At 28.1% G+C, this 21,936-nt stretch carries 21 protein-coding genes and 2 riboswitches; of the genes, 19 read left to right on the forward strand and 2 right to left on the reverse strand.

Going from position 1 to position 21,936, the window contains the following annotated elements; genetic code table 11:
- Positions 1–409: 409 nt before the first annotated feature.
- Positions 410–493: riboswitch (cyclic di-GMP riboswitch) on the forward strand.
- A gap of 94 nt (positions 494–587) precedes the next feature.
- The 4 genes from B3W71_RS06625 (at position 588) to B3W71_RS06640 (ending at position 4,497) form a co-directional block, all read left to right on the forward strand.
- Positions 588–1,880, forward strand: a complete 1,293-nt coding sequence (locus B3W71_RS06625) for a methyl-accepting chemotaxis protein (protein ID WP_346888153.1) — start codon at positions 588–590, stop codon at positions 1,878–1,880.
- 81 nt (positions 1,881–1,961) lie between these two features.
- Positions 1,962–2,399 carry a GAF domain-containing protein gene (locus tag B3W71_RS06630; RefSeq protein ID WP_346888154.1) on the forward strand — a complete coding sequence of 146 codons (438 nt, stop codon included), beginning with the start codon at positions 1,962–1,964 and terminating at the stop codon, positions 2,397–2,399.
- 9 nt (positions 2,400–2,408) lie between these two features.
- Positions 2,409–4,037 carry a thiamine pyrophosphate-binding protein gene (locus B3W71_RS06635; protein ID WP_346888155.1) on the forward strand — a complete coding sequence of 543 codons (1,629 nt, stop codon included), beginning with the start codon at positions 2,409–2,411 and terminating at the stop codon, positions 4,035–4,037.
- A gap of 76 nt (positions 4,038–4,113) precedes the next feature.
- Complete coding sequence (locus B3W71_RS06640; protein WP_346888156.1) at positions 4,114–4,497, forward strand: STAS/SEC14 domain-containing protein; 384 nt, start codon at positions 4,114–4,116, stop codon at positions 4,495–4,497.
- Positions 4,498–4,668: 171 nt separating this feature from the next.
- Here the strand turns inward: B3W71_RS06640 and B3W71_RS06645 are convergent, their stop codons facing one another.
- Positions 4,669–5,742, reverse strand: a complete 1,074-nt coding sequence (locus B3W71_RS06645) for a 2,3-butanediol dehydrogenase (RefSeq protein WP_346888157.1) — start codon at positions 5,740–5,742, stop codon at positions 4,669–4,671.
- A 368-nt stretch (positions 5,743–6,110) separates the two neighbouring features.
- Between B3W71_RS06645 and fliB the strand changes: the two genes are divergently transcribed.
- From fliB to B3W71_RS06720, 15 genes are all read left to right on the forward strand, one after another.
- Positions 6,111–7,268, forward strand: a complete 1,158-nt coding sequence (fliB, locus tag B3W71_RS06650; protein ID WP_346888158.1) for a flagellin lysine-N-methylase — start codon at positions 6,111–6,113, stop codon at positions 7,266–7,268.
- 101 nt (positions 7,269–7,369) lie between these two features.
- Positions 7,370–8,146 carry a hypothetical protein gene (locus B3W71_RS06655; protein ID WP_346888159.1) on the forward strand — a complete coding sequence of 259 codons (777 nt, stop codon included), beginning with the start codon at positions 7,370–7,372 and terminating at the stop codon, positions 8,144–8,146.
- 590 nt (positions 8,147–8,736) lie between these two features.
- Complete coding sequence (locus tag B3W71_RS06660) at positions 8,737–9,531, forward strand: abortive infection system antitoxin AbiGi family protein (protein WP_346888160.1); 795 nt, start codon at positions 8,737–8,739, stop codon at positions 9,529–9,531.
- A 335-nt stretch (positions 9,532–9,866) separates the two neighbouring features.
- Entirely contained in the window at positions 9,867–10,913 is a 1,047-nt protein-coding gene (locus tag B3W71_RS06665; protein WP_346888161.1) for a hypothetical protein, read from the forward strand.
- Between the two features lie 646 nt (positions 10,914–11,559).
- A complete protein-coding gene (locus tag B3W71_RS06670) occupies positions 11,560–12,537 on the forward strand; it encodes a hypothetical protein (protein WP_346888162.1) in 978 nt (325 codons plus the stop codon).
- Between the two features lie 225 nt (positions 12,538–12,762).
- Positions 12,763–13,602: a hypothetical protein gene (locus B3W71_RS06675; protein WP_346888163.1), complete on the forward strand. Its 840-nt coding sequence runs from the start codon at positions 12,763–12,765 to the stop codon at positions 13,600–13,602.
- 186 nt (positions 13,603–13,788) lie between these two features.
- A complete protein-coding gene (locus tag B3W71_RS06680; RefSeq protein WP_346888164.1) occupies positions 13,789–13,953 on the forward strand; it encodes a hypothetical protein in 165 nt (54 codons plus the stop codon).
- Between the two features lie 185 nt (positions 13,954–14,138).
- On the forward strand, positions 14,139–14,339 hold the full coding sequence (locus B3W71_RS06685) for a recombinase family protein (RefSeq protein WP_346888165.1): 201 nt from the start codon (positions 14,139–14,141) through the stop codon (positions 14,337–14,339).
- Between the two features lie 216 nt (positions 14,340–14,555).
- Complete coding sequence (locus B3W71_RS06690) at positions 14,556–14,735, forward strand: hypothetical protein (protein WP_346888166.1); 180 nt, start codon at positions 14,556–14,558, stop codon at positions 14,733–14,735.
- A gap of 367 nt (positions 14,736–15,102) precedes the next feature.
- Positions 15,103–15,855, forward strand: coding sequence for a hypothetical protein (locus B3W71_RS06695; protein ID WP_346888167.1), 753 nt, complete (start codon positions 15,103–15,105; stop codon positions 15,853–15,855).
- A gap of 486 nt (positions 15,856–16,341) precedes the next feature.
- Positions 16,342–17,277, forward strand: coding sequence for a DUF5692 family protein (locus B3W71_RS06700; RefSeq protein WP_346888168.1), 936 nt, complete (start codon positions 16,342–16,344; stop codon positions 17,275–17,277).
- A gap of 148 nt (positions 17,278–17,425) precedes the next feature.
- Complete coding sequence (locus B3W71_RS06705; RefSeq protein WP_346888169.1) at positions 17,426–18,397, forward strand: HD domain-containing protein; 972 nt, start codon at positions 17,426–17,428, stop codon at positions 18,395–18,397.
- Positions 18,398–18,458: 61 nt separating this feature from the next.
- Entirely contained in the window at positions 18,459–19,037 is a 579-nt protein-coding gene (locus B3W71_RS06710; RefSeq protein WP_346888170.1) for a DUF4269 domain-containing protein, read from the forward strand.
- Between the two features lie 132 nt (positions 19,038–19,169).
- A riboswitch (cobalamin riboswitch) is annotated at positions 19,170–19,359 on the forward strand.
- Positions 19,360–19,490: 131 nt separating this feature from the next.
- A complete protein-coding gene (locus tag B3W71_RS06715; protein ID WP_346888171.1) occupies positions 19,491–19,916 on the forward strand; it encodes a hypothetical protein in 426 nt (141 codons plus the stop codon).
- Positions 19,917–20,000: 84 nt separating this feature from the next.
- Positions 20,001–20,480, forward strand: coding sequence for a pyridoxamine 5'-phosphate oxidase family protein (locus B3W71_RS06720; RefSeq protein ID WP_346888172.1), 480 nt, complete (start codon positions 20,001–20,003; stop codon positions 20,478–20,480).
- Between the two features lie 273 nt (positions 20,481–20,753).
- On the opposite strand, the gene B3W71_RS06725 is transcribed toward B3W71_RS06720, so the two are convergent.
- Positions 20,754–21,659, reverse strand: a complete 906-nt coding sequence (locus B3W71_RS06725; RefSeq protein WP_346888173.1) for a DUF1002 domain-containing protein — start codon at positions 21,657–21,659, stop codon at positions 20,754–20,756.
- Positions 21,660–21,936: the final 277 nt, after the last annotated feature.

Here is a 21,936-nt window from a genome sequence, read left to right on the forward strand (position 1 = left end):
TATACTTCCCATCTTTGACTTAGTATTTATTTTCAGATGCCTAAGTTGTTTATTAAGAGAGATGTATTTGTAAAAATTCCAATTATTAAGGCATAATACTCATATAAAGAGCAGTATTGATAATGTAAGTCCAGTTATCAATACTGCTTGTTTTTTGCAGCAATAGGAATTGGGCTGCCATGGTTAATTTCATGGTTCAAGCACACAGTGGAGTTATTAAAATGCAGAGCAGGCTGGGAGAGGGAATTTGTAGAATGTTGACGAAGGAATGTTATGGAAACTTAATGATGTTTGATATAATATTGGTGGATATACCATAATAATACCAAATTAGCATAAGACTTGCGAAATTTGTTGAATAATAGTAAAAGTATGATATAATTTACTTACGAAATATAATTAATTATGAAACTTAAAGAGGCAAACTTGCTGAAAGGCAAGGACGCAAAGCCATGGATCTAAAGGGGTTTCCTATGATTGCCAGGTTGCTAAGTTAATGCATGCAAAGATAGCATTTCTTAGTGCTGTCTTTTTTATTTTTTAAGCCTAAAAACTGAGGAGTTATATCTAAAATGGGGGGAAGTTCAGTGAAAAATTCAAAAAAAACAAATATCTTGTTTTGTGCTGCTAGTTTACTGGTAACTATTTTAGCACAAGCTACTTTTACTTATTTTCAAATTAAGTCCATGCTTGGAGATTTAGGTTATTCTCCAGCAGATAATAGTTTAAAAGTGTTATATACATCACTTAATTCAACACTACTAGGTATTTCTATAGGAGCAATCCTTATAGCTATATTCGTAATTTATTCAAAGAAATTATCGAAGGATTATTTTATGCAACATGCTAGAAAATCAAATGAAACTTCGCCCATAAAAAATAAAGACGGAATATTGGAACTTTACAGAAATATAGCTGATAATTCAGAAGAAATCGGGGCTTCAATGTACGAGTTATCAAATTTTACTGATAGTCAAGCTGCAAATATCGAACAATTTTCAGCCGCATTAGAAGAAATATCAAGCGGAGTGCAGCAAACTTCAGAAAATACTCAGAATGCTTCAGATTTTGTAATGACAGTACAAGGTACAGTCAGCATATTGGTTGAATCTATTGAAGAAGTTGCTTCAGCAGCTAGAGCCTTAACGGACGAGTCTGAAAGTGCAAAGGCGGCAGTAAAAGATGGTGAAAAAATAGTAACAGATGCAATTAATGAGATGAATAATGTTTCAATGAGAATTAAAGATTTGGCTGGTTCTATAGCAGTATTAGGTGAATCCACTGAAAAAATAGGTAAGATTATTGATGTGATAAACAGTATAACTGATCAGACTAATATGTTAGGATTAAATGCTAGTATAGAAGCTGCCAGAGCGGGTGAATATGGCAGAGGTTTTGCAGTTGTTGCAAGATCTATAAAAGAGTTATCAGATAAAAGCAAAGAAGCAACAGATAGTATTAGTGAAATAATTAGAAATATACAAGAGTGCATAAAAGAAGCTGTAGATAAATCTAATATAGGATTAGTAGAACTTGAGGAAGGAATGTCTTTAGTTAAAGCAAGCGGGGAGTCTATAGGTAAAATATTGTATGTGGTAGATAAAACCTATGAGTATTCAACTGTAGTTACAGAGAGCACTAAACTTCAGGAAGAATCTAGCAAGGAAATAATAGATTCCGTAAGCGAGCTTAGTGATATTATTCAGGATGTATCTGCAACAACTATAGAGGAGGCTGCAAGTATAGAGCAGGTAGTTGCTGGAGTTGAAGTAATTAAAGAGAGTATAGACGAATTGGTGGCCGGAACTCAGGAGCTTACAAGCTTTTCTAATGCTGTTGCTGGAGATTCAAGAAAATTAATCGAGGCTTATGAGAAATAAAAAAAGTTATATACAAGACTAGCTATAGTAAGAATGAAGACCAGAAATCTTCATTTAAATAAAAAGGGAGGAATATTAATTATGAGTTATGAGATTTTAGATGAACTATTTGCAAAGATAGGGCAGGCAACAGGCTTAAAAGATATTGCTTATCATGAGATAAAGGAAGGTAGACTGAACCCTATTTATAAGACAAGTACTAATACTCTTAGTATCGAAAGCTGGAAAAAGGGTCATTATGATAACCCTGTATTCATAAAAGATACCTGGGTGCTTAAGCATATAGTCGATACTAAAAAGTATGTGGATATATCAAACACAAAAGAAGACAGCAGATCTTCAGAGGCCTTCTTCTTCTTTGGGGTAGACAGTAATTTAATTATACCTATAGTTAAAGAAGATAATGTTATTGGAATAATTTGCACAGTATCTATCAATGAGATTCACTACTTTACAAAAGAGGAAATTGATCAGTGTGTAAAGTTAGTTGATGAGTATAAAGAAATGATTGGAGGATAAGAAGAGTTTATGAGAATAAGTAATTGTATACTAAAGTGTTTAAAATCAGCGGGAGTTCAACAAGTTTTTGGGATACCCGCTGGAACAGTTAGTCCCATTTATGATGCATTAAACGATGAGGACATAAAGCCTATTGTTACTAAAAATGAGGCGGGAGCTGCATATATGGCTTCCAGATATTCCAGTACATCTGGGAAATTAGGGGTTTGCGTTGTGGCAGGAGCAGTAGGTATAAATAACATGATTAATGGTATTGCGGATGCAGCTAGGGCTAAAGCACCTGTGCTAATAATTTCGGGATATGTTAATCGATGGCAAATTGGAAAGGGAGCTTTGCAGGAACTTGATACTAAGGATATTTTAAAGCCAATTACAAAATATAGTGAGACCATACTTGATGAAAAAAAAGTGATTGAGACTCTTAAGAAAGCTATTAGTATAGCTCTTACTCCTCCACATGGCCCTGTACATATATCCATTCCTCTAGATGTTCAGCTTATGGAATGCGTGGAGGATTATTGCTGGGATTTTATTAATCCTTCTGATAATATAATTGAAGCTGATTATGAACAGATTAAAGAAGCAGCTTCCATAATCAATAACTCAAGGAATGGAATAATAATGGCAGGTAAGGGCTGCAGAAAAATAGGCGATAAAGTAATTGAATTAAGCAAACACCTTAATTGGCCAATTATAACAACACCAGAAGGTAAGGGGGTTATTCCTTCTACATATAGCTTGAATTATGGAAACTACGGATATTCAAATACTGATGCGGCTACAAACATAGCTTACTCTAAAGATGTAGATTGTTTACTTATACTTGGTACAAGCCTTGGTGAAGCTTCAACTTGCAATTTTAATGAAAAACTTGTGGAGAATAAAAAGGTTATTCATGTAGATTGGGATGCTAAAGAATTAGGTAAGGTATTTGAGGAAGATGTAAAAATACTTGGAGATTTAAGACATGTGCTTCCTGAGCTGATTAAAATTACAACTAAGTCTTCTAGTGTACCAAAGGAAAGACCAGAGTTAAATGCTCCTTATGTTAATAATCATACCGGATTGTCTTTAAGATTATTTTTAGATAGGGTTACAGAACTACTGCCTAACAATACAATGTATCTATCCGATATGGGTGAATTTATGAATTTTGTTTTTAAATATTTAAACATTCCTGAAGGCGGAAACTTTGAAGTTAACCTCAATTATGCCGCTATGGGTTCAGCAATAGGAGGAGCTGTTGGAGCCTACATAGCTGAAGAAAATAAACCTGTTGCTGTATTTTCTGGAGATGGATCATTCTTTATGAATGGATCAGAAATTTTAACTGCTAAAGAATATAATATTCCTATTATATACTTTATAATCAATAACTCTATGCTTGCCTATGTTGAACATGGACATAAATTCTTATATGGCAGAGGCTTAGACAGGTTCAAGCAGCAGAGGATTTCTATTGCCGATGTAATGAATGCATCTGGAGTAAAAGCAATGAGTATAAGCGATATTAAAGATTTATACAAAATAACAGAATTCACTTCAAACTTAAATGGTCCGTGTGTTATTGAATTAATAACAGACGGAACTGAGCCGGCACCGATTATGGATAGATTAAAATCATTAAAGAATGAATAACAGTCAAATTAGTTCTAAATTTATATATAAGACTATTATATAAATTTATACTATATATTTTAGGAGGATTTATAAAATGATTAAAGATGTAAAAGGTAAATACACATTGGAAGTTGACGCTGCAAGAAGAATTTGTTTTGAGGCGCCAGTAGGTCTTCTAGATAAAGAAGACTATGATAGATATCATACCGATTATGTTACAAAAGTATTACCACAATTTGGTGGTAGACAATGGGCTGTTTGCACCGATTTAAGAAATTACAAGACTTCAAGTATCTCTGATGGTATGAGTGATCATACTGAGTGGGCAGCAAAGAATGGCTTAAGCCATGCTGCATTTATAGTTGATAGTGCTATTGCTAAAATGCAGATGAACAGAGCTACTACAGGAAAGTTAAAACAAAAGGCATTTACAGACATAAATGAAGCAAAAGAATGGTTAAAAAGTGTAGGTTTTTAATAAAAACAATAGCTTAAAATTTTTTAGAGCGCATGAACTTATTTTTCATGCGCTATTTTAGGCACTATCAAATAAATAATAGANNTCTTTGGTCTATTATTTATTTTCACGTGCCTTATTCTATAAAAAAACAAGAAACGCCACTGCTAGAAGCAGTGGCGTAAATATATATTATAAAAGAGATTTATCAGGTGTAACAAGAATTTTTACATGTTCCTTTTTGTCAGGACCACATAGTGTTTCAAAGCCTTCTTTAGCAATATCATCAAGATGAATCTTCTTTGTTATCCATCCCTCTGTTTTAATTTTTCCGCTGCTCATAAGTGCAATTGTTGCAGGATAATTGTTTCTATATCCCATTGTACCTACGATTTTCTTCTCGAAAAATACTAGGAAATTAGGATTGAATTTAATTTCATTTTCCCATAGGCTTGTAATTACGAGAGTTCCATCTGATTTTATGCTATTAAAGGCTGTATTAAAACCTATTTCTGAACCAGTAGTTTCAAAAGCAGCATCTACACCTCGTCCACCTGTTAGCTGCATAATAGCAGAAACTACATCAACTTCATTAGGATCAAGAACTACATCTGCTCCAGCACGTTTTGCATATTCCTGTCTTACAGATTTTCTTTGGAAGCATATAACAAGGCTTGCACCAGCAGCCTTTAGGCATTCAATGGTTCCAAGTCCAATTGGACCAGCGCCAAGAACTAAAGCAGTTTGTCCAATTCTAAAGTTAGCTCTGTCTAAAGAATGCATTCCTACAGTTACAGGCTCAGCTAAAGCAGCTTTTTCATAGGACAGATTATCAGGAATTTTATGTACAAATCTTTCAGGAAGAACGCTGTATTCGCTAAAGCCTCCTATAGTACCGCATTGTCCATGGCAGCCAAGGCTTGAACATAAATTATATTTACCTTCAAGACATGCGGGACATTTTCCACAAACTATCATTGGTTCAGCAACAACCCTATCCCCAACTTTGATATTAATTACTTCACTACCAACTTCTATAACTTCACCTGAAAATTCATGGCCTAAAACAACAGGCGCAGTTTTTCCGCTAAGCGGATGAGGATGTTCAACTGGTATTAAAACTGGACCTGCTACATATTCATGCAAATCTGAACCGCAGATTCCGCACCATTTAACTTTGATTTTCACTAAATCCTTTGAAACCTCTTGTTCTTTAATTTCTTCAATTCTAATGTCTTCTTTTTTGTACCATAAAGCAGCTTTCATTATATGATCCCCTTTCGCTAGTAATACTGAGAAGTCTAAACTTGCTTATTGTTATTAGAAATATTCTTATTAGCGGTTAGAAGCAACTCAAGTTTATATTTGTATTTGTGCAATATAATGTAATTTTATAATGATTATACCACAAAAATGATTTATTTTGTATAAATGGTAAACGAAAATTCGTTTAAATCTAGCTCTTTTTTGTAGTGATTTTCTTTACAATGTATAATTAAGAGAATATGATAAAATAGAATTTAATATAAGGCATCTTCAAAAAAATAAATAAGTCAGAATNNATACTTCCCATCTTTGACTTATATTTATTTTCAGATACCTTAAATATATAATAAAAACTTTGAGGTGAAAAAATGAAAATAAGAGTACCAAAATATATTAATAAATTTAAATGTATATCATCGAAGTGTGAGGATACATGTTGCGCTGGTTGGGAAATTGTTATTGATGAAGAAACTTATGATTATTATCAAAATGTTAGTGGTAGCTTTGGTGAAAGATTAAGAAATGAGATGGTTAATGATGGAGAAGATAATATATTTGTATTGAAAAGTGGCAACTGTGCGTTTCTAAATGAAAATAAATTGTGTGATATATATAATGAACTTGGAGAAGATAGCCTTTGCTATACCTGCAAGAAGTATCCTAGATATATGGAGGAATTCGGGAACTTACGAGAAATAGGTATATCACTTTCTTGTCCAGAAGCAGCAAGAATAATGCTAGGTGATTCTAATAAAGTGGAATTTAAGTTAAGTGAAAATGATGAGATTATAACTTCTTATAACGATATTGATGCAATGTTGTTTATTGAGCTTATACAATGTAGAAATATAATTTTTAATATATTTCAGAATCGTAATATTGATTTAAATATAAGAGCTGCTATAATTCTTGACTTTGCAAAGGAAATTCAAGACAAAATAGATGAAGATGACCTGACTAGCTTAAAGATGATTAAAGAAAGATATATGGATAAGAATTTTATAAATAAGACTATTAGTGATTTGGATAAGTACAGCAGTGATAAAGAATACTGGTATAATGATATAGAAGAATATTTTCATGTGTTTAAAAGCTTAAAGCATATAAATGAGAATGATCCATTAGGTTTACAGAATGTATTATCTTACATTAAAGGTAGTGATGAGAATAAAGATATTTATCTAGATAAGTATAGGGAGTTTAATAGTTTTTATAATGAAAAGATGTATAAGTTTGAAAATATATTGATTTACTTTGTGTTTAGATACTTTATGAAAGCTGTTTTTGATTATGATGTGGCTGCTAAAGTAAAGACGGCAGTGGTGAGCTATTTAGTGATTAAGCAGTTATGTATAGTAAGATGGATAGAAAGTGGAGACCTTAGTGATAAGGATATTGTAGATATAAGTCATACATATTCTAAAGACATTGAACATTTAGAGGAGAATATAGACACCTTGGCAGAAATTTTTAAAACAAATCCTGTATTTAAGGAAGATAGAATTATAAATATACTAATAAACTAAAAATAGAGTATTAGATAATTAAGTAATATTAGGCTACTTTGATTTTAAAATATTAAATTACAAATGAAAAAATTAAACTTATAGTATGGAGAAGAAGAGATATGGAACATTATAAAATTTTAGGTGTTGATGAAAATGCATCTATGGAAGAGATAAAAAAAGCTTATGAAGATAAAGTAAATAAGTTTAAAGAAGAGATAGAAGATGAAAGAAAAGCAAAATCATTTATAAAAGTATTTGATGAAGCTTATGAAAAAATAAAGGAAGAGAGGGAAAAAAATAAAAGTCAGCAAACTGTGATTATAGATAATCAAGTGGAGGATTTAAATAAGCATTCAAATAATGACTTTGATAAAGATAATAGTAATGGATATGAGGATTTTAATGAATATGAACAAGAACCCACAGTTAGTAAAGAAAAGAAGAGATCGTCTTCAAAAAGTACATCAATGGGAAAACAAAAAAGAGCTAAAAAGAAATCTACAGGAGATAGAGACAATATTGAATCTCAAAAACAGAGTAAAAGGGACAATAATAAAAAAGTAGGAAGTAATAAAAGAAATAGCTCATCTTCACTTACTCAATTGCCACTTAAGATATTGCTTATGCCCATAATAGCTATATTAGCTATGATAATATTTCTATGTAAGATAGTAAATTTAATATCTTGGGTTGCATCTAAGATTATAATAATAGCAGCTATAGCTATATCTGCTATTCATGGATATCAAATTTATATTGGACATGCTATTCAATATAAAATATTTGTATTGTGTGCTTTGGGCTTTGTAGTTTCTCTATTTTTACCAAGCATCCTAAAAATGCTTGTATCTATGTTAAGCAAAGTAAATAAAACATTAAAAAAGTTTGTTTTTTAGTGTTAAGTGGTAGAAATATAACCATTTGGAAGAGGAATAAACTTTGAGATTAAAGTACCTAATGTTGATGAAATAAGAGATAATCTAGTTAAAAATAATATAGAATTATTTAGAGATATAACTATAAGTGAATATGAATGTAATGGAAAAGTAATAGTACAAAAAGAATTTCTTGTACAAGATTTAAATGGATATTTATTAAGGTTTTGTATGCATAAGTAGTTTAGTAAAATATTAGTTCAAAGAAGACTTAATATTAAAGTTGTGTATAAACTTGATGAGTTTTTTGATTTTAAAGTTGTCATAAAGATATATTAGAGGGACTACAAGAGTAGTATAGTGATTCCATATAAAATTAGATATTTATATTAAGTAGCATAAACAATATGTATTTAAGCTACCTTTTAATATTTTTATAGAAAATAAAACTTAGAAAATATTACATATTGTTTATGCTTAAAAAAGATTAAAAGACAAGAAGTTATTATAGTAGTAATAAGAATATTAAATTAGTAATGTATAGCATATTAGTTGGACTTAAGTGGAAAATATGGTAGAATTAATGGCGACGTTTTACTAAGGAGGTTTTTATGGGGAAAAAATATTTAAGTGCGAATACGCTGTTTCATTTTACAAGTAACATAGGTAATATTATCAATATATTAAAAAATGAATTTAGCCCTAGATATTGCATGGAGAAATTTGAATTTATAGGAAGTAATAATTTAGAGATAGCTATTCCAATGGTTTGTTTTTGTGATATACAACTTGCTCAAATTGTAAATCATATTGAAAATTATGGGGGATATGGTATAGGTTTATCAAAAGAATGGGGAGTTTCTAATGGGATTAATCCAGTAACATATTCAATAAAAGGTTCAATAGCTACAGAAGCAATTAGCAAATTAGAATGTGATATGAAAACATTGGTAAATAGTGGTAAAATAACTGGCGAGGTATTAACAAATGTATCACAATCAATTGGTTTACTTTCACATTTTATCTTTTTTATGAAGCCATATGAAGGACAAGCATGGAGTAAAAAGAGTTTTGATGGAAAGCATACGAGATTTTATGATGAAAGAGAATGGAGATATATACCGGATTTAAATCATATTAGAAGTAACGGAACCCGTTGGTTTTTAAATAAAGATGAATATTTAAATGATGATTTTAGAATAGATAGCAATATTAAGATAGCAGAAATATCGAAATTAAGTTTTAGTCCAGATGACATCAAATATATAATTGTTAACTCTGAAGATGAGATATTAAAGGTATGTAGAGAAATTGATAATATAAAAGGAGATAATTATCCTCAGAATAAGCTTAATATATTAAAAACACGTATAATTTCTAAAGAACAGATATTAAGTGATTTTTAATACATAAATATTAATTTGTTAATATTTATGGAACTAACTGTGAAGATTGAACATTAAAAATAATATAGCTACAACCGCTATTAATAATTAATACAATGGCTTGAATACTATGTTCAAGCTGTTTTTATTATATCTTGTTAACATAATAAAAATAAATACTGATGAAGTTTGGGCATTATTTTTACTTTAATTGAACAATAATCATTGATAGAATAAAGCTTTGTAACTACTATCTTACAAGGCTTTTGTATATACTGAAATTGTTGAAAGTGATTAAGGGAAGTTATATAAAATCTTATAATTATATAAATCTATATTGGGGAAAGAGGGACGAAATGAGTGAGGGTATTAATGATAATATAAAAATAACATTTGTAAAACATATTAAAATCGAAGATGTTAGAACTGTTACTTTTAAAGATATGGGATTTAAATATGATGCTCCAATATATAATGAGAACGATAGTATTAAAGATAATATGATTCTTAATAAATTTTATGATAAGATATCTGGAATTAACGGAATTAATAGTAATTCTATAGAAAGAAGATATATAGATTTAATTCATAAAGATTTTTCAGTAGATGAAGCCATAAAAATTTTAAGGTATGATTTTAAAAAGTATAAAATAAATAAAAAAGAAATTATAATGTTTTTAACAAGGCGTTCTCTTTATGGTATTAATAAGAATTTATCAATACAATTAGTCAATCAATTTGAGTATTTAATAAATAAGATTATTCCTAGAAGCATACAAGATTTATTTTATTTTGTTGGATTAGATACTAATGGAGCATATTGGCTTTATTTTGATTTAGCAGTAAAAAAAATGGGCTTAGAAAGACATACCAATAAAAATGCTAATAATTATAATCAAATAAAGAATTTTGTGGAAGAGAAAATAAAAAAATTAGTCTTAGATAACATACCATTACAAGAAATATATGAAACTACTTGTGCAACGAAATCTTTAATTAACTCTGTGCTTAAATCTATAAAAGCAACGGAATTACCACAGTATAGGGGTTCGAAAGGTGAGAGATTGGTGGAGTTTGCTTTATTAGATTTAGGATTAAATTATAGAAGGGAAATATCATTTGATGATTTTAAAGCTGTTACTGATGCTGATTTTAATGGAAGGTATGATTTTGTTATATATGATAAAAAGAAAATTAAATATATAATTGAGTTTGATGGGCAACAACATTATAAATATATAAAAAGATTTCATAATAATGAGAAAGGATTTAAGGAACAACAGTTTAGAGATTTGAAGAAGAATTTATATTGTGAATTAAAGAATATAAAATTGATTAGAATATCATATAAAGAAATAAGTAAAGTAAAATCTATAATTAAACAGAATTTAATATATAATTAATATACATAAAAAGGCTTTTAAAAAAGCCTTTTTTATTTTATGCAATATTTCAGCTACACAATTTTAGGGTAGATCAACAAACTTAGTAAATAATCCATTCTATAAAAAATAAATATAAAAAAGTGTTTTGAGCCCCCAAATTTTGGTGGATATAATAAGAATATTACTATTTGTAGTGTAAAATACACTTTTTGAAATCACAGATATAGTTTTAAACTTTTCTTTTGAATATAAAAAAGAGTAAGTAAATAAAAACCTACTCCTTATCTATAAAGTAATTTACTAAATGGTATTTCAGTTTCTTTACTATGAGCCATAAGAAATAATTAAAAGAGCATTTATCAAGGTACAAAGAAAGCAAGTTTATGTTACTAAAGATGTAGAGAAAGTATTTAAAATTAGAGTTAATGAGATTCTAGACATATATATGAAGCCAAAGAGATTATAGAACCTGTTGTAAAAGTCGATTCGGTAGAAATAGATATTAATTAAGAAAATGAATTAGATAGATTATTAGATATGTAAGTTCAATTAAATATTATTGCTATTTAAGAATGTAGTTTAATACTAGCTTTTTTCGATGTAGTAGCAAAAATATGTTGAATTGAAATTTAATGGTATAATTATATATGGAGGGGGAAATTCTATGGAATTATTATTAGATATTAATACTAAAGGTAATTTTGATACAGAATTATATAATATATTAAGTAATATACCAAATAATATATTATTTAACTTTGAGCATGAGTTAAGAAGACCGATAACAATTTATCAAAGAGCGAGAGAAAGAGTTTTTAAAGCATTTGAAGATTTGCTGAAGGTAGTGCAAATAAAAAGTATTAGTTTTGAAAGTATTGATTGGGGAAAAATAGATGAAGCACATCAAGAACTACTTGATTCTATAATGTCTTTTACTGATGATGGATATAATATAATTAAGTGTTTTTATCCTAAATCAAGGGGCAAGAAAGAAGAAAAATCAGCGGTTGAGTGGCTAAAAAAAGTTGAACCTAAATTAATGAAAGAATGTAATGATAATGTATATTCATATAGAAAAAGAATTGGACTTATAGATAATAAGATAAAGCACGAGCATGGAAGATATCAGCATTTACAATTTTCATTTTCATATTATCAAGTTTATGGATATTATATTGATAGTGTTGATAAAGATGGTGTTTTTCAGCCAAATGAAAAAATACATCCTAAATTTAATGGGAAAAGAACTGCCATCTCTTATAACAAAGATATAAGAGAACTTTTAATAAATGTGTATTTAATAGCGGATCAGTTCGCAACAGCAATAAAGAAAATTGTATATAAAGAACATAATATTCAATTAAGTTCATTTTTATGTAGTGTTGATGATAATGATAGAATATTAGAGCTATTTAAAAATATAAATGGATTACAAGAAGCATTTTTTTTAGATGAATATGTAGAGTTACCACAATTTATTATATCAGAGAATAAAACAGTATTAAGAAAACCAGCTTATAAATCATATATAAATAAATTATTAAAGCCTAACTCATATAGTGTATTAACTGTAAATACATTAGAGGATGAATGTATTATGGCATCACCATATATGGAAGTTAAAAATAATAAAAAGATATAATTATTAATAGTACTCTTGGGAGTACTATTTTTTCAAAAAAATAAAAGTTGAATTTTGTTTCAAAAAAGTTAATTATTTAATTATTATAAAATATATTATAAAATTGAATAAATAAATAGAAAAGATTTATTTAACATAAGATTAATGTTGTAGAAAAGGGAGAGAAATATGATTAAGTGGCTAACAAATTTATTTAAACCAAAGCAAATGGAATAAATTAATGATTTGAACTCAAGAGATAATATAGAAATTGAAAAGTATAATATAAAGAAAGAAATGAAAAATACTTTTGTAGAGAAGAGTATAGTTGAAGAGCCAACAAAATTAAGAAAAAGTTATGAAGTAATAAATTATGTAGAAGAGTTACCATTGCAAACAATTGCTTGGAGTACGTCATTTTCATATACTTTTGAAAAAAAAGAAGTTGAAGGATATAAATTATTAAGAGAAGAAAGAATAGTAGGGTGTTACTATAGACAAGAACATATAGAAGAAATACTAAATACATTTGGTAAGTGTATTAATTTAAGATTTAAGTTAGTAGCTGAGAGGGATTATGAAAATGAATATGATTCTAATGCTTTGAAGATATCTTTAATATATTTAGTTGATGATGAAGTAAGAAAGATGCACATAGGATTTTTATCAAAAGAAACTGCTTCAGAACTAAAAGAATATAATGATATAAAAGTATCTTTAGTAAAAATTGAGAATATTAACTATAAAGATACAAATTTATGCATGTATTTAAAAAGTGAACTGGTAGAAGAATTTAAAGAAAAAAAGAAAAGATTAGAAGCAGAAAGAAAATTAAAAGAAATAAATTCTAAGATAGCTTTTGAAATGAATCAATTAGGAGTAACACTTGAGAAGATGGGAAGAGTAGAGGAAGCTATAGAAAAATATAAAGAGTCTATTGAATTAGGGTTTGATGGCTCATATCCTTTTGATAGATTAAATATATTTTATAGAAAAGAAAAAGATTATGATAGCGAAATATCTAATTGTGAAAAAGCTATTTCGCTATTTGATAATTTGGTAATTATAGGTAGAATAGATGCTTAAGATAAGCTTAATAGATATAAAGAGAGATTATTAAGAGTAAATGAGCTAAAGCAGAAAGAGCTAGATAGAGAAAAAGCAATAGAAGAGAAGGCTAATGCTAAAGAAGAAAAAGCTAAGGCAAAACAATTAGAAAAGGAAGAGACAAAGATTAAAAGAGCAGAAAATCAGGACAATAGTATAAGAAAAGTGGTACTTGATAAAGAATTAGATACTGTGAGAATTTGTACTATATGTAGTATTGAAAAACCAATAGAAGAGTTTGAAAAGCGTAGGAAAGATTCACGTGGTAATATTAAGTACAAGCATCAATGTAAGAAGTGTAGAAATGAATTAAGAAGAAATAAAAAATAATAATTCCAAAATAGAATAAGAAATAATAGGATTTTTGGATGGGGCTTTAAAAGGGAGACTAATTCTTTACTTATTAATGAAAGCGAAGCGGAAATAGTTAAATTTATATTTAAAACTTCATTAACAAATGGATTAAAGAAAACTGCAAAAATAGTTAATGAAAAAGGATATAGAGCTAAAAAGGAATGCTTTGGACTGATAGCACTATTAAAACATTAGTAGTTAATCCGAAGTATAAAGGATATAATGTTAGAAATAAATTCAATAGTGTTAATTTATTTACTGAAAGTAAAGTTAAATACGTTAAAAAGCAGGATTGGATAGTTCAAAAATCAGATAGAATTGAAGCTATGGTATCAGAGGAATTATGGGAACAAGTTCAATAATCATTATCTAATATATGTAAGATTGGAAATAAGGGACAGAATGAAAGAATATATGATACTAGAGGCAAGACTAAGTGTAGTCGTGGAGCTAATTATATAAGATGTGTTACTACAAAGATTGTAGATAAGCCACAGTCGCAGTATTATCTTATTTATGGACATAAAAAGAAGTATGGAAAAGATTATTGTAGTGCTGAAAATATTACAGTAAGAATGTTGGATAATCTTATTGAAGAGCAGAGAAAAGTATATCATAAAAATATTCATTTGCAGATTAATTTAAAGATAGTAAAACTTAAAAAAGAGTTATCAAAATCAAATGCAGAAACAGTTGATATGGTAAATGATTTAATAAAGATAGAAGAGGATAAGTTAAAGGTTCACAAAAATTCATAAAAGAAATAGAAAGTATTGAAATTAATGTAGCATCTTTACAGAATAAAAAATCCGATAAGAATAAGTATATAAGAGAATTGAATAATAAAATATCAGCATTGAAGAAAGAAGGGGAAACTGCCAAGCAAGGTTTTAGAAAGAGCAGAATGGTTGATAGGGTAGATAAAATTGTTATTGGTGGTAAAATAGATTAAGGATAAATTAGAAAAACTAAAAAAACAAACAGATATATTATCACAGAATTTTTTAATATTTTATAAAAGATTTATAAGAACGATTAACGTAATTAAGAAAATGAAAAACCAGGCAGTATGTTTAATAAAAAGGTTTTGTTAGAGTGCTAATAGTGAGTAAGAGGTGAGTTGCAATGTATTACATAGTTCCTGAAAATACATTTAAAACAGAAAATGAAGATAAGATAAAGAAAATAATTAATAATTATTCAAATAAATATTTGGCAGAGAAAAAGTTATATTTAAATATAGTTTTATCAAATGAAAATGGATTATTATATGAGTTGAAATATAACAATTTTACGAGTAAAGATGAAAATATAGGTGACATTATGATAAGATTTTCAAATTTACTTATAAATGATTATAATGTATATTTAGCATTATATTGTGGAACTCTAGAATTTTTTAAGGAAGGAGTTGCAAAGAATTATGTATTATTAACAGAAGAAATATTATTTGAAAATATGACTTTAGATGAAAAAAAGAAGAAATTAGATTATTATATAAAAAAAATAGGTACTCAAGATAAAGAACTTTTGATTATAGATGGATATTTATTTGCAAAGAATTCTAATGAAGACTATAAAAAATTACTAAGATATTTATTAGAAGAAGCAAGTTTTTCTAAATTGAATGTTATAACTAAACAATCTAATTTTGATGAACAAACTTATGATAGTATTGTAGATGAATTAAAAGATAGTAAAGTATATTTTTCAGATGGATATCATGATAGGTTTTGGATAGCTGATTACAAAAAAGGATTTGCAACTGGAAGTTCATTGAATGGTATAGGAAAGAAAGTCTGTAGAATAGACTTTTTGGAAGATGACGAAGTTAAAGCAATTGTTAATGATATAAAAAATATAATCACAGATATATAGAGGTATTAAATTTAGTAGTAAGTTAGATATTTAAAGTTATAATATCATGGGTAATGTAGCATACTTCCTAAAGGTCTAAAGATTGGACATTAAAAATAATATAAAATTACTAACCAGTATAAAAGGCTGTATAAGTAGAAAATTTCTACTTATACAGCCTTTTTAGATTTATTAGTTTAAAAAACTAACGAGTATTTATATATAATATTTTTTATAGTATTTTTAGTCCAATACTTCCAATTATAGTATAGTATGTAAGGGGATAATACTAGTTTCCTTTAAATTTATTATAAAGCTAATATTTACAATGATGATATAAAAATGAAGAAAATCAAAGTAAGTTAACAAAAATGAAACTTAAACCAGTTAGTCTAAGTTATGGTAGTTTGACATAAAATAACTAATAGGAATATACTTATCAAAGCAATAATTAGTAATGTCTATACATTTATAACAAAATTTATTTATCAGGAGGAATTATATATTATGGGCATTTTATATGAGTCAATTGGATTTAGCGGTTGGGGCATTTTTTTATTTGTTTTATTTGCTTTAATGGCTTTCAATGAATTTGGTCGTTCAACAAAGTGGGGGGGTATAACATTATTTGTAGTTTTACCGATACTTCTAACAATATTTGTTTGGCCAACAACTGCAGCACCTGGAAATGAATATGGTACAGGAAATTGGTTTAACTGGGTAAAAACTTATTCAGCATTAGCAGGATGTGTTTGGTTTATGGCACTTCGCTATAGTCCAAAACTTTCTAAAAAGAAGTGGGCATTAGCTTTACCAGCAATTATACTAGCAGCTAATATTTTAGAGGCATGTATTCGTGATTTTCAATGTTTTTCATATGGAGCATGGAATGGTGCAACTATAAATAACCTTTGGGTAATGTCAGGACCTTGGAATATTATGAATGGTATAGCAGGATTACTTAATATTATAGCAATTTGCGGTTGGACAGGCATATTTATTTCTAAAAATGAAACAAAAGATATGATTTGGCCTGACATGATTTGGCCTTGGATTATAGCTTACGATTTATGGAATTTTGCATATACTTACAACTGTATAGCAGACCATTCATTCTATTGTGGATTAATATTATTACTTTCATGCACAATTCCAGCTTTCTTTATAAAAAGAGGAGCATGGCTACAACATCGTGCGCACACACTAGGATTATGGACTATGTTTATAATGACTTTACCACAATTTGCTGATCGTATAGCACCAGTATCTACTACTCATAACTCAACAGCTTTCTTTGTTGTTAGTTTAATATCTTTACTAGGTAATATTGCATTAGTAGTTTATCAATTTAATAAAATACGTAAAAACAAATTCAATGCATTAAAAGATGAAGTATATAAAGATACAAAAGCATATAGCCAAGTATTTGAAGCTAATATGTAAGAAATTTTGAGAAGCTTATAAAAAATAGTACAAGAAGTTGAAATCTTGTACTATTTTTATGTTCAAAAATTTAATAGTCTCTATGCTCTATTTTTAATCTATAATGATCTTATGTAATTATTTGATAGAACATAGTTAGGAGGAATATATGAACATAAAAGATTCAATTTATGGAGAATTTATAATAGAACCAGTATTAGAAGAATTAATTAATACAAAAGAAGTACAAAGATTAAAGAATATCCATCAAGGTGGGGCAAGCTATCTTGTTAATCCAAATTGGAATGTAACTAGGTATGAACACTCTATAGGAGTAATGCTGCTCATTCGTATTATGGGTGGAAGTATACAGGAGCAAATTGCAGGTTTATTACATGATATATCTCATACTGCTTTTTCTCATGTAGTAGACTTTGCTTTAGAAAATAAAGATGAGAATTACCATGAAAAAATATTTGAAAATATAATTGAAAATTCAATGATTCCTCACATATTAAAAAATTATGGATATGATTATAGAGATATAGTCTATAATGAATCAAAATGGACCATTCTTGAAAAGCCTGCTCCTGATTTATGTGCAGATAGAATTGATTATACATTAAGAGATATGTTTAATTATGGATTTATTTCTAAGAAAGAAATAGAAGAGTTTTTAAAACATTTGATATTATTTAATGATGAATTAATGATAAGTTCTATAGAATTAGCAGAGTGGTTTGTAGAAACTTATTATAAAGAAGTAATAGGATTCTTTATGAACCCTCTAAATGTATATGGAAATGATAAGCTATCTAAAGCTATAAAAGTAGCAATAAGACTAGGAGAAGTTAATTTAAATGATATGTTGATGGATGATGAGTATGTATTTAAATTACTTAAGAAATCAAAATCTAGAGAAGTACTTGAATTAGTAGAATCACTTAATAATAATGCTAGAGTTATAGAAGATTATACAGACTACGATATACATCAAGTAAATAAATTGAGACTTATCGATCCTAAGGTTGTTATAGAACAATCAGTTTATAGAGCATCTGATAAATCTATGAAAGTGAAATCTTTGAATAAAAGAGCCTTAGAGAAATCTAAAGAAGGGGTTTTTGTAAAGATTCTATAGGTATATAGATTTGAAATATTTAATATAGAATTTATTGTAAAAGGATGAAAATTAGATTGGTATGAAGAATATAGATTTTAAAAATTATAATTATCTTAAAGAAGGCAATGAAAAACAACAGAAGGCATACGAAGTGCTTAAAAAACTAGATATATTTAATACTTTAAAAGATTTTAGTCCTATATTAGTAGGAACTATACCTATTAACATTGATATAGGAAGTAGCGATTTAGATATAATATGTGAAGTATATAACTTTAAACTATTTCAAGAAATAATAGAGATTAATTATTTTATGCATAACAAATTTCACATTAATATTTATATCACTAATAATGAAAAAATATTAACTATAGGTTTTTATGTAGATAATATGGAAATTGAAATATATGCTCAATCCTTAGAAACTTATAAGCAAAATGGATATAGACATATGATTGTTGAGGATAGGATACTTAAATTAGCTGGAGATAAGGCGAGAGAAGAAATTATTAAGCTTAAAAAAGAGGGATTAAAAACAGAGCCAGCCTTTGCAAGATACTTAGGTATTGAGGGAAATCCATATGATGAATTATTAAAGTTAGAAAAATATAAGGATAAAGAAATTAAGTATATGTTAAATAGAATCAGAAATAGCTAGTTAAATTTAGATATTTAACAATAAACATTGAAATAACTACAAAAACTTCTAATTGGAAGGAAAAACAATAGTTAGATCTATAATTAATAGTTTGACATGAAAATTATAAAGGTATAATATGATATTAATAAATGAATATTATGGAATATGGGTTTAGTTATAATTTTATATAACTGATTAAAAGAGAAGTTGGGTGTAAGTCCCACGCGGTCCCGCCGCTGTAAGAGAGGAGTTTTCTTCTAGGATGCCACTGTTTTTATGGGAAGGCAGAAGAAAGTAATGATACTCGAGCCAGAATACCTGCCTATTCCTTACGCTATAATTCTACGAGAGATGGAAGGGTGTGATAAATCTATGATAAATATGACTTAGAGCCTTTTAGTTTTAGTAGCTAAAAGGTTTTTTTAGTTTTAATATAATGTTTTTCAAATTATTAGTTAGGAGTGATTATATATGAAAAGAGCCCAATTTGATAAAGAGAGTTTGGTATTAGTTACATCAGAATTATTAAAGGTTTTAAAAAGCTTAGATGATATTATAGATATAAATAAGAACGAAAAAGGTTCTATAGAAGATGGTTTTAAGTTAGAGTTCACTAAATTTATAAAACTTCTAGGGAAATATATGAGTAAGTGTTTAGTTACAATAAGTGAACCATATAATGAAAATTTATATAGTGTAAGTATTGATAAATCTGTAGATGCTGGATTTTTACCAGAAATCTCAGAGGATTTCTATGGCTATTTAAAAAGCTTTAGACACTGTGAAGAATCAATAAAGAATGTGCCTTATGATGAATTGTATAAATTTTATGTGAACAATCATTATAGCATAATTAAGCTATATGATCATATGATAGAATTTACCAATAAACTATAAAGAAAATTATGTAAAATATGATATAATTATATAAATCTTATAATTATAAGGATTATAAAATTTATATCGATGAGGGGTAAAGTTATGAGAAGAAAAGATAGGGAACTAATTAATCAAGAGGATTATGTACAAATTTTAGACACTTGTAAAGTTTGTAGAATTGCAATGATAGATAATGGAAAGCCGTATGTTGTACCAATGAATTTTGGATATGAACTTAAAGAAGATGAACTTACATTATATCTACATTGTGCAATTGAAGGTAGAAAAATTACTGCATTAACAGCAAATAATGAAGTATGCTTTGAAATGGATTGTATGCATGAATTAATTGAAGGCAAAACAGCCTGTGCTTATTCATACTCATACGCTAGCATCATTGGAGATGGAAAAGTAGAGTTTATTGAAGATCTACAGGAAAGAGAAAGGGCACTAGAAGCAATTATGAAGCATCAAACTGGTAAGAATAGTTTTCTATTTGAAGAAGCTATGATAAAGCGTGTTACTGTCTTTAAAATAGTAGCAACAAGCTTCACAGGAAAGTCACGTAAAAAACAAATGTAATATATAAGTTTCAATAAATAAAATTCATTAATATTCTCTAGTGTAATCTGGGATTTCAAGTAAATTTAATGTAGAAACTTTATTAAAACATATATAAGAAACAAATAGATGTATAGGGGATTTAGCTATAAGCTAAAATAAAAGAGGATGTCTCAAAATATTTTGATACGTCCTCTTTTGTATTTCTTAGATTATAAAACTTTAGATAATGCTTTAAATAAAGTTATTCATTACATAAAATTATCTAATGTCATTATAAATTTTATAGTAGGTCTAGCCTTCACTTGAATTAAAGATTGAATTGAAGAAGTCTTTAATCCAGTTGAACAACTTATCAAAGAATCCAGAATCTTTAAGTTCTTTTCCAAGAGCTGACATTTCCTCTTTGAATTTAGAAGCGCTTTTATCTAGAGTATCCTTAAGCTTAGAATAGTCTAAATCCAGGTTGTTTATATCAGACATTAATGAAACCATATTGTCTTGAATGTTAGCACTTATATTTACATCATATTTATTTTCAACTTTCTCAACAATTTCCTTAATTTCTTTTTCACTAGAAGGCTTGTCTTTAATAACAGTTGTCTTAACTTCATTAATAATTGCAGAAGCTTCTGTATCACCAACTTCTTCAGCTAAATCTAAAGATACATCTATTTCTTTTTGAGCAGCTTGTTTATTTGATGTAGATAACTCTCCACCCATTATATTTTCAGCACCTGCTAATATTCCAGCAAGGGCTGATTCTCCTGTTACTGGGAAAGGAGCTGAAGCCATAACATCTGCATTTAATATTCCAGAAGTAATTAATGCATTAGCAAGCATATCGTTTGTTACTAGAGTTAAGTTTGAGGATGTAACTTTTACACCAGACTCTTTTTGAAGTAACTTAACATAGGCACTTGAATACCACCCGCCTGTGAAGTTAGCTAACTCTTTTTCATCAAGACCAAATTGCTTTATTGCCATTTTACTATCTACATATATAGCTTCAATATTGTCTGGAGCTTTAAATTGTTCCCTTAGCTGAGCTTCTTGGCTATCACTTAGATCTGAACCAAAACTTAGAATTTCACCACTTGGGTATTCACCTTTAATATCTGCAAAGGCACTTGTAGGTATAGATACACATGTGAGTATACCTAAAGCCATAGCTAATTTCTTAAAAAATTTCTTTGACATCTTAAATTCTCCTTATACTTAGAATATAAGTATTACTACTTATAAAAGCAAGCTTACTTAAGAGTGAGTTTAGTAGATAGACATATATTCTAAAGTGTACTTAATTCAGAAGCTTGCATTCAGATATATTATCTAATAGGCAAGGATAGATATTAGATATTATAAAAGTTAAGTAGTATACTCTATATAATTAATTATATATATTATATTTTATATTTGTATAATATAGAATACATTTTAATAAATTTGTAAGAAATATTAGGCATCTTCAAAAAAT

Origin of the sequence: Clostridium sp. UBA1056, assembly GCA_002316385.1 — a bacterium.
In the GTDB taxonomy this organism is placed as follows: Bacteria; Bacillota; Clostridia; order Clostridiales; family Clostridiaceae; genus Clostridium_J.

Bases quoted from the DNA above. Each gene is read 5' to 3' on its own strand.
- B3W71_RS06630 (WP_346888154.1), top strand. From the start codon at position 1,962: ATGAGTTATGAGATTTTAGATGAACTATTTGCAAAGATAGGGCAGGCA.
- B3W71_RS06665 (WP_346888161.1), top strand. From the start codon at position 9,867: ATGAGTGAGGGTATTAATGATAATATAAAAATAACATTTGTAAAACAT.
- fliB (WP_346888158.1), top strand. From the start codon at position 6,111: ATGAAAATAAGAGTACCAAAATATATTAATAAATTTAAATGTATATCA.
- B3W71_RS06635 (WP_346888155.1), top strand. From the start codon at position 2,409: ATGAGAATAAGTAATTGTATACTAAAGTGTTTAAAATCAGCGGGAGTT.
- B3W71_RS06655 (WP_346888159.1), top strand. From the start codon at position 7,370: ATGGAACATTATAAAATTTTAGGTGTTGATGAAAATGCATCTATGGAA.
- B3W71_RS06695 (WP_346888167.1), top strand. From the start codon at position 15,103: ATGTATTACATAGTTCCTGAAAATACATTTAAAACAGAAAATGAAGAT.
- B3W71_RS06715 (WP_346888171.1), top strand. From the start codon at position 19,491: ATGAAAAGAGCCCAATTTGATAAAGAGAGTTTGGTATTAGTTACATCA.
- B3W71_RS06640 (WP_346888156.1), top strand. From the start codon at position 4,114: ATGATTAAAGATGTAAAAGGTAAATACACATTGGAAGTTGACGCTGCA.
- B3W71_RS06645 (WP_346888157.1), bottom strand. From the start codon at position 5,742: ATGAAAGCTGCTTTATGGTACAAAAAAGAAGACATTAGAATTGAAGAA.
- B3W71_RS06725 (WP_346888173.1), bottom strand. From the start codon at position 21,659: ATGTCAAAGAAATTTTTTAAGAAATTAGCTATGGCTTTAGGTATACTC.
- B3W71_RS06720 (WP_346888172.1), top strand. From the start codon at position 20,001: ATGAGAAGAAAAGATAGGGAACTAATTAATCAAGAGGATTATGTACAA.
- B3W71_RS06710 (WP_346888170.1), top strand. From the start codon at position 18,459: ATGAAGAATATAGATTTTAAAAATTATAATTATCTTAAAGAAGGCAAT.
- B3W71_RS06670 (WP_346888162.1), top strand. From the start codon at position 11,560: ATGGAATTATTATTAGATATTAATACTAAAGGTAATTTTGATACAGAA.
- B3W71_RS06685 (WP_346888165.1), top strand. From the start codon at position 14,139: ATGCTTTGGACTGATAGCACTATTAAAACATTAGTAGTTAATCCGAAG.
- B3W71_RS06660 (WP_346888160.1), top strand. From the start codon at position 8,737: ATGGGGAAAAAATATTTAAGTGCGAATACGCTGTTTCATTTTACAAGT.
- B3W71_RS06705 (WP_346888169.1), top strand. From the start codon at position 17,426: ATGAACATAAAAGATTCAATTTATGGAGAATTTATAATAGAACCAGTA.
- B3W71_RS06700 (WP_346888168.1), top strand. From the start codon at position 16,342: ATGGGCATTTTATATGAGTCAATTGGATTTAGCGGTTGGGGCATTTTT.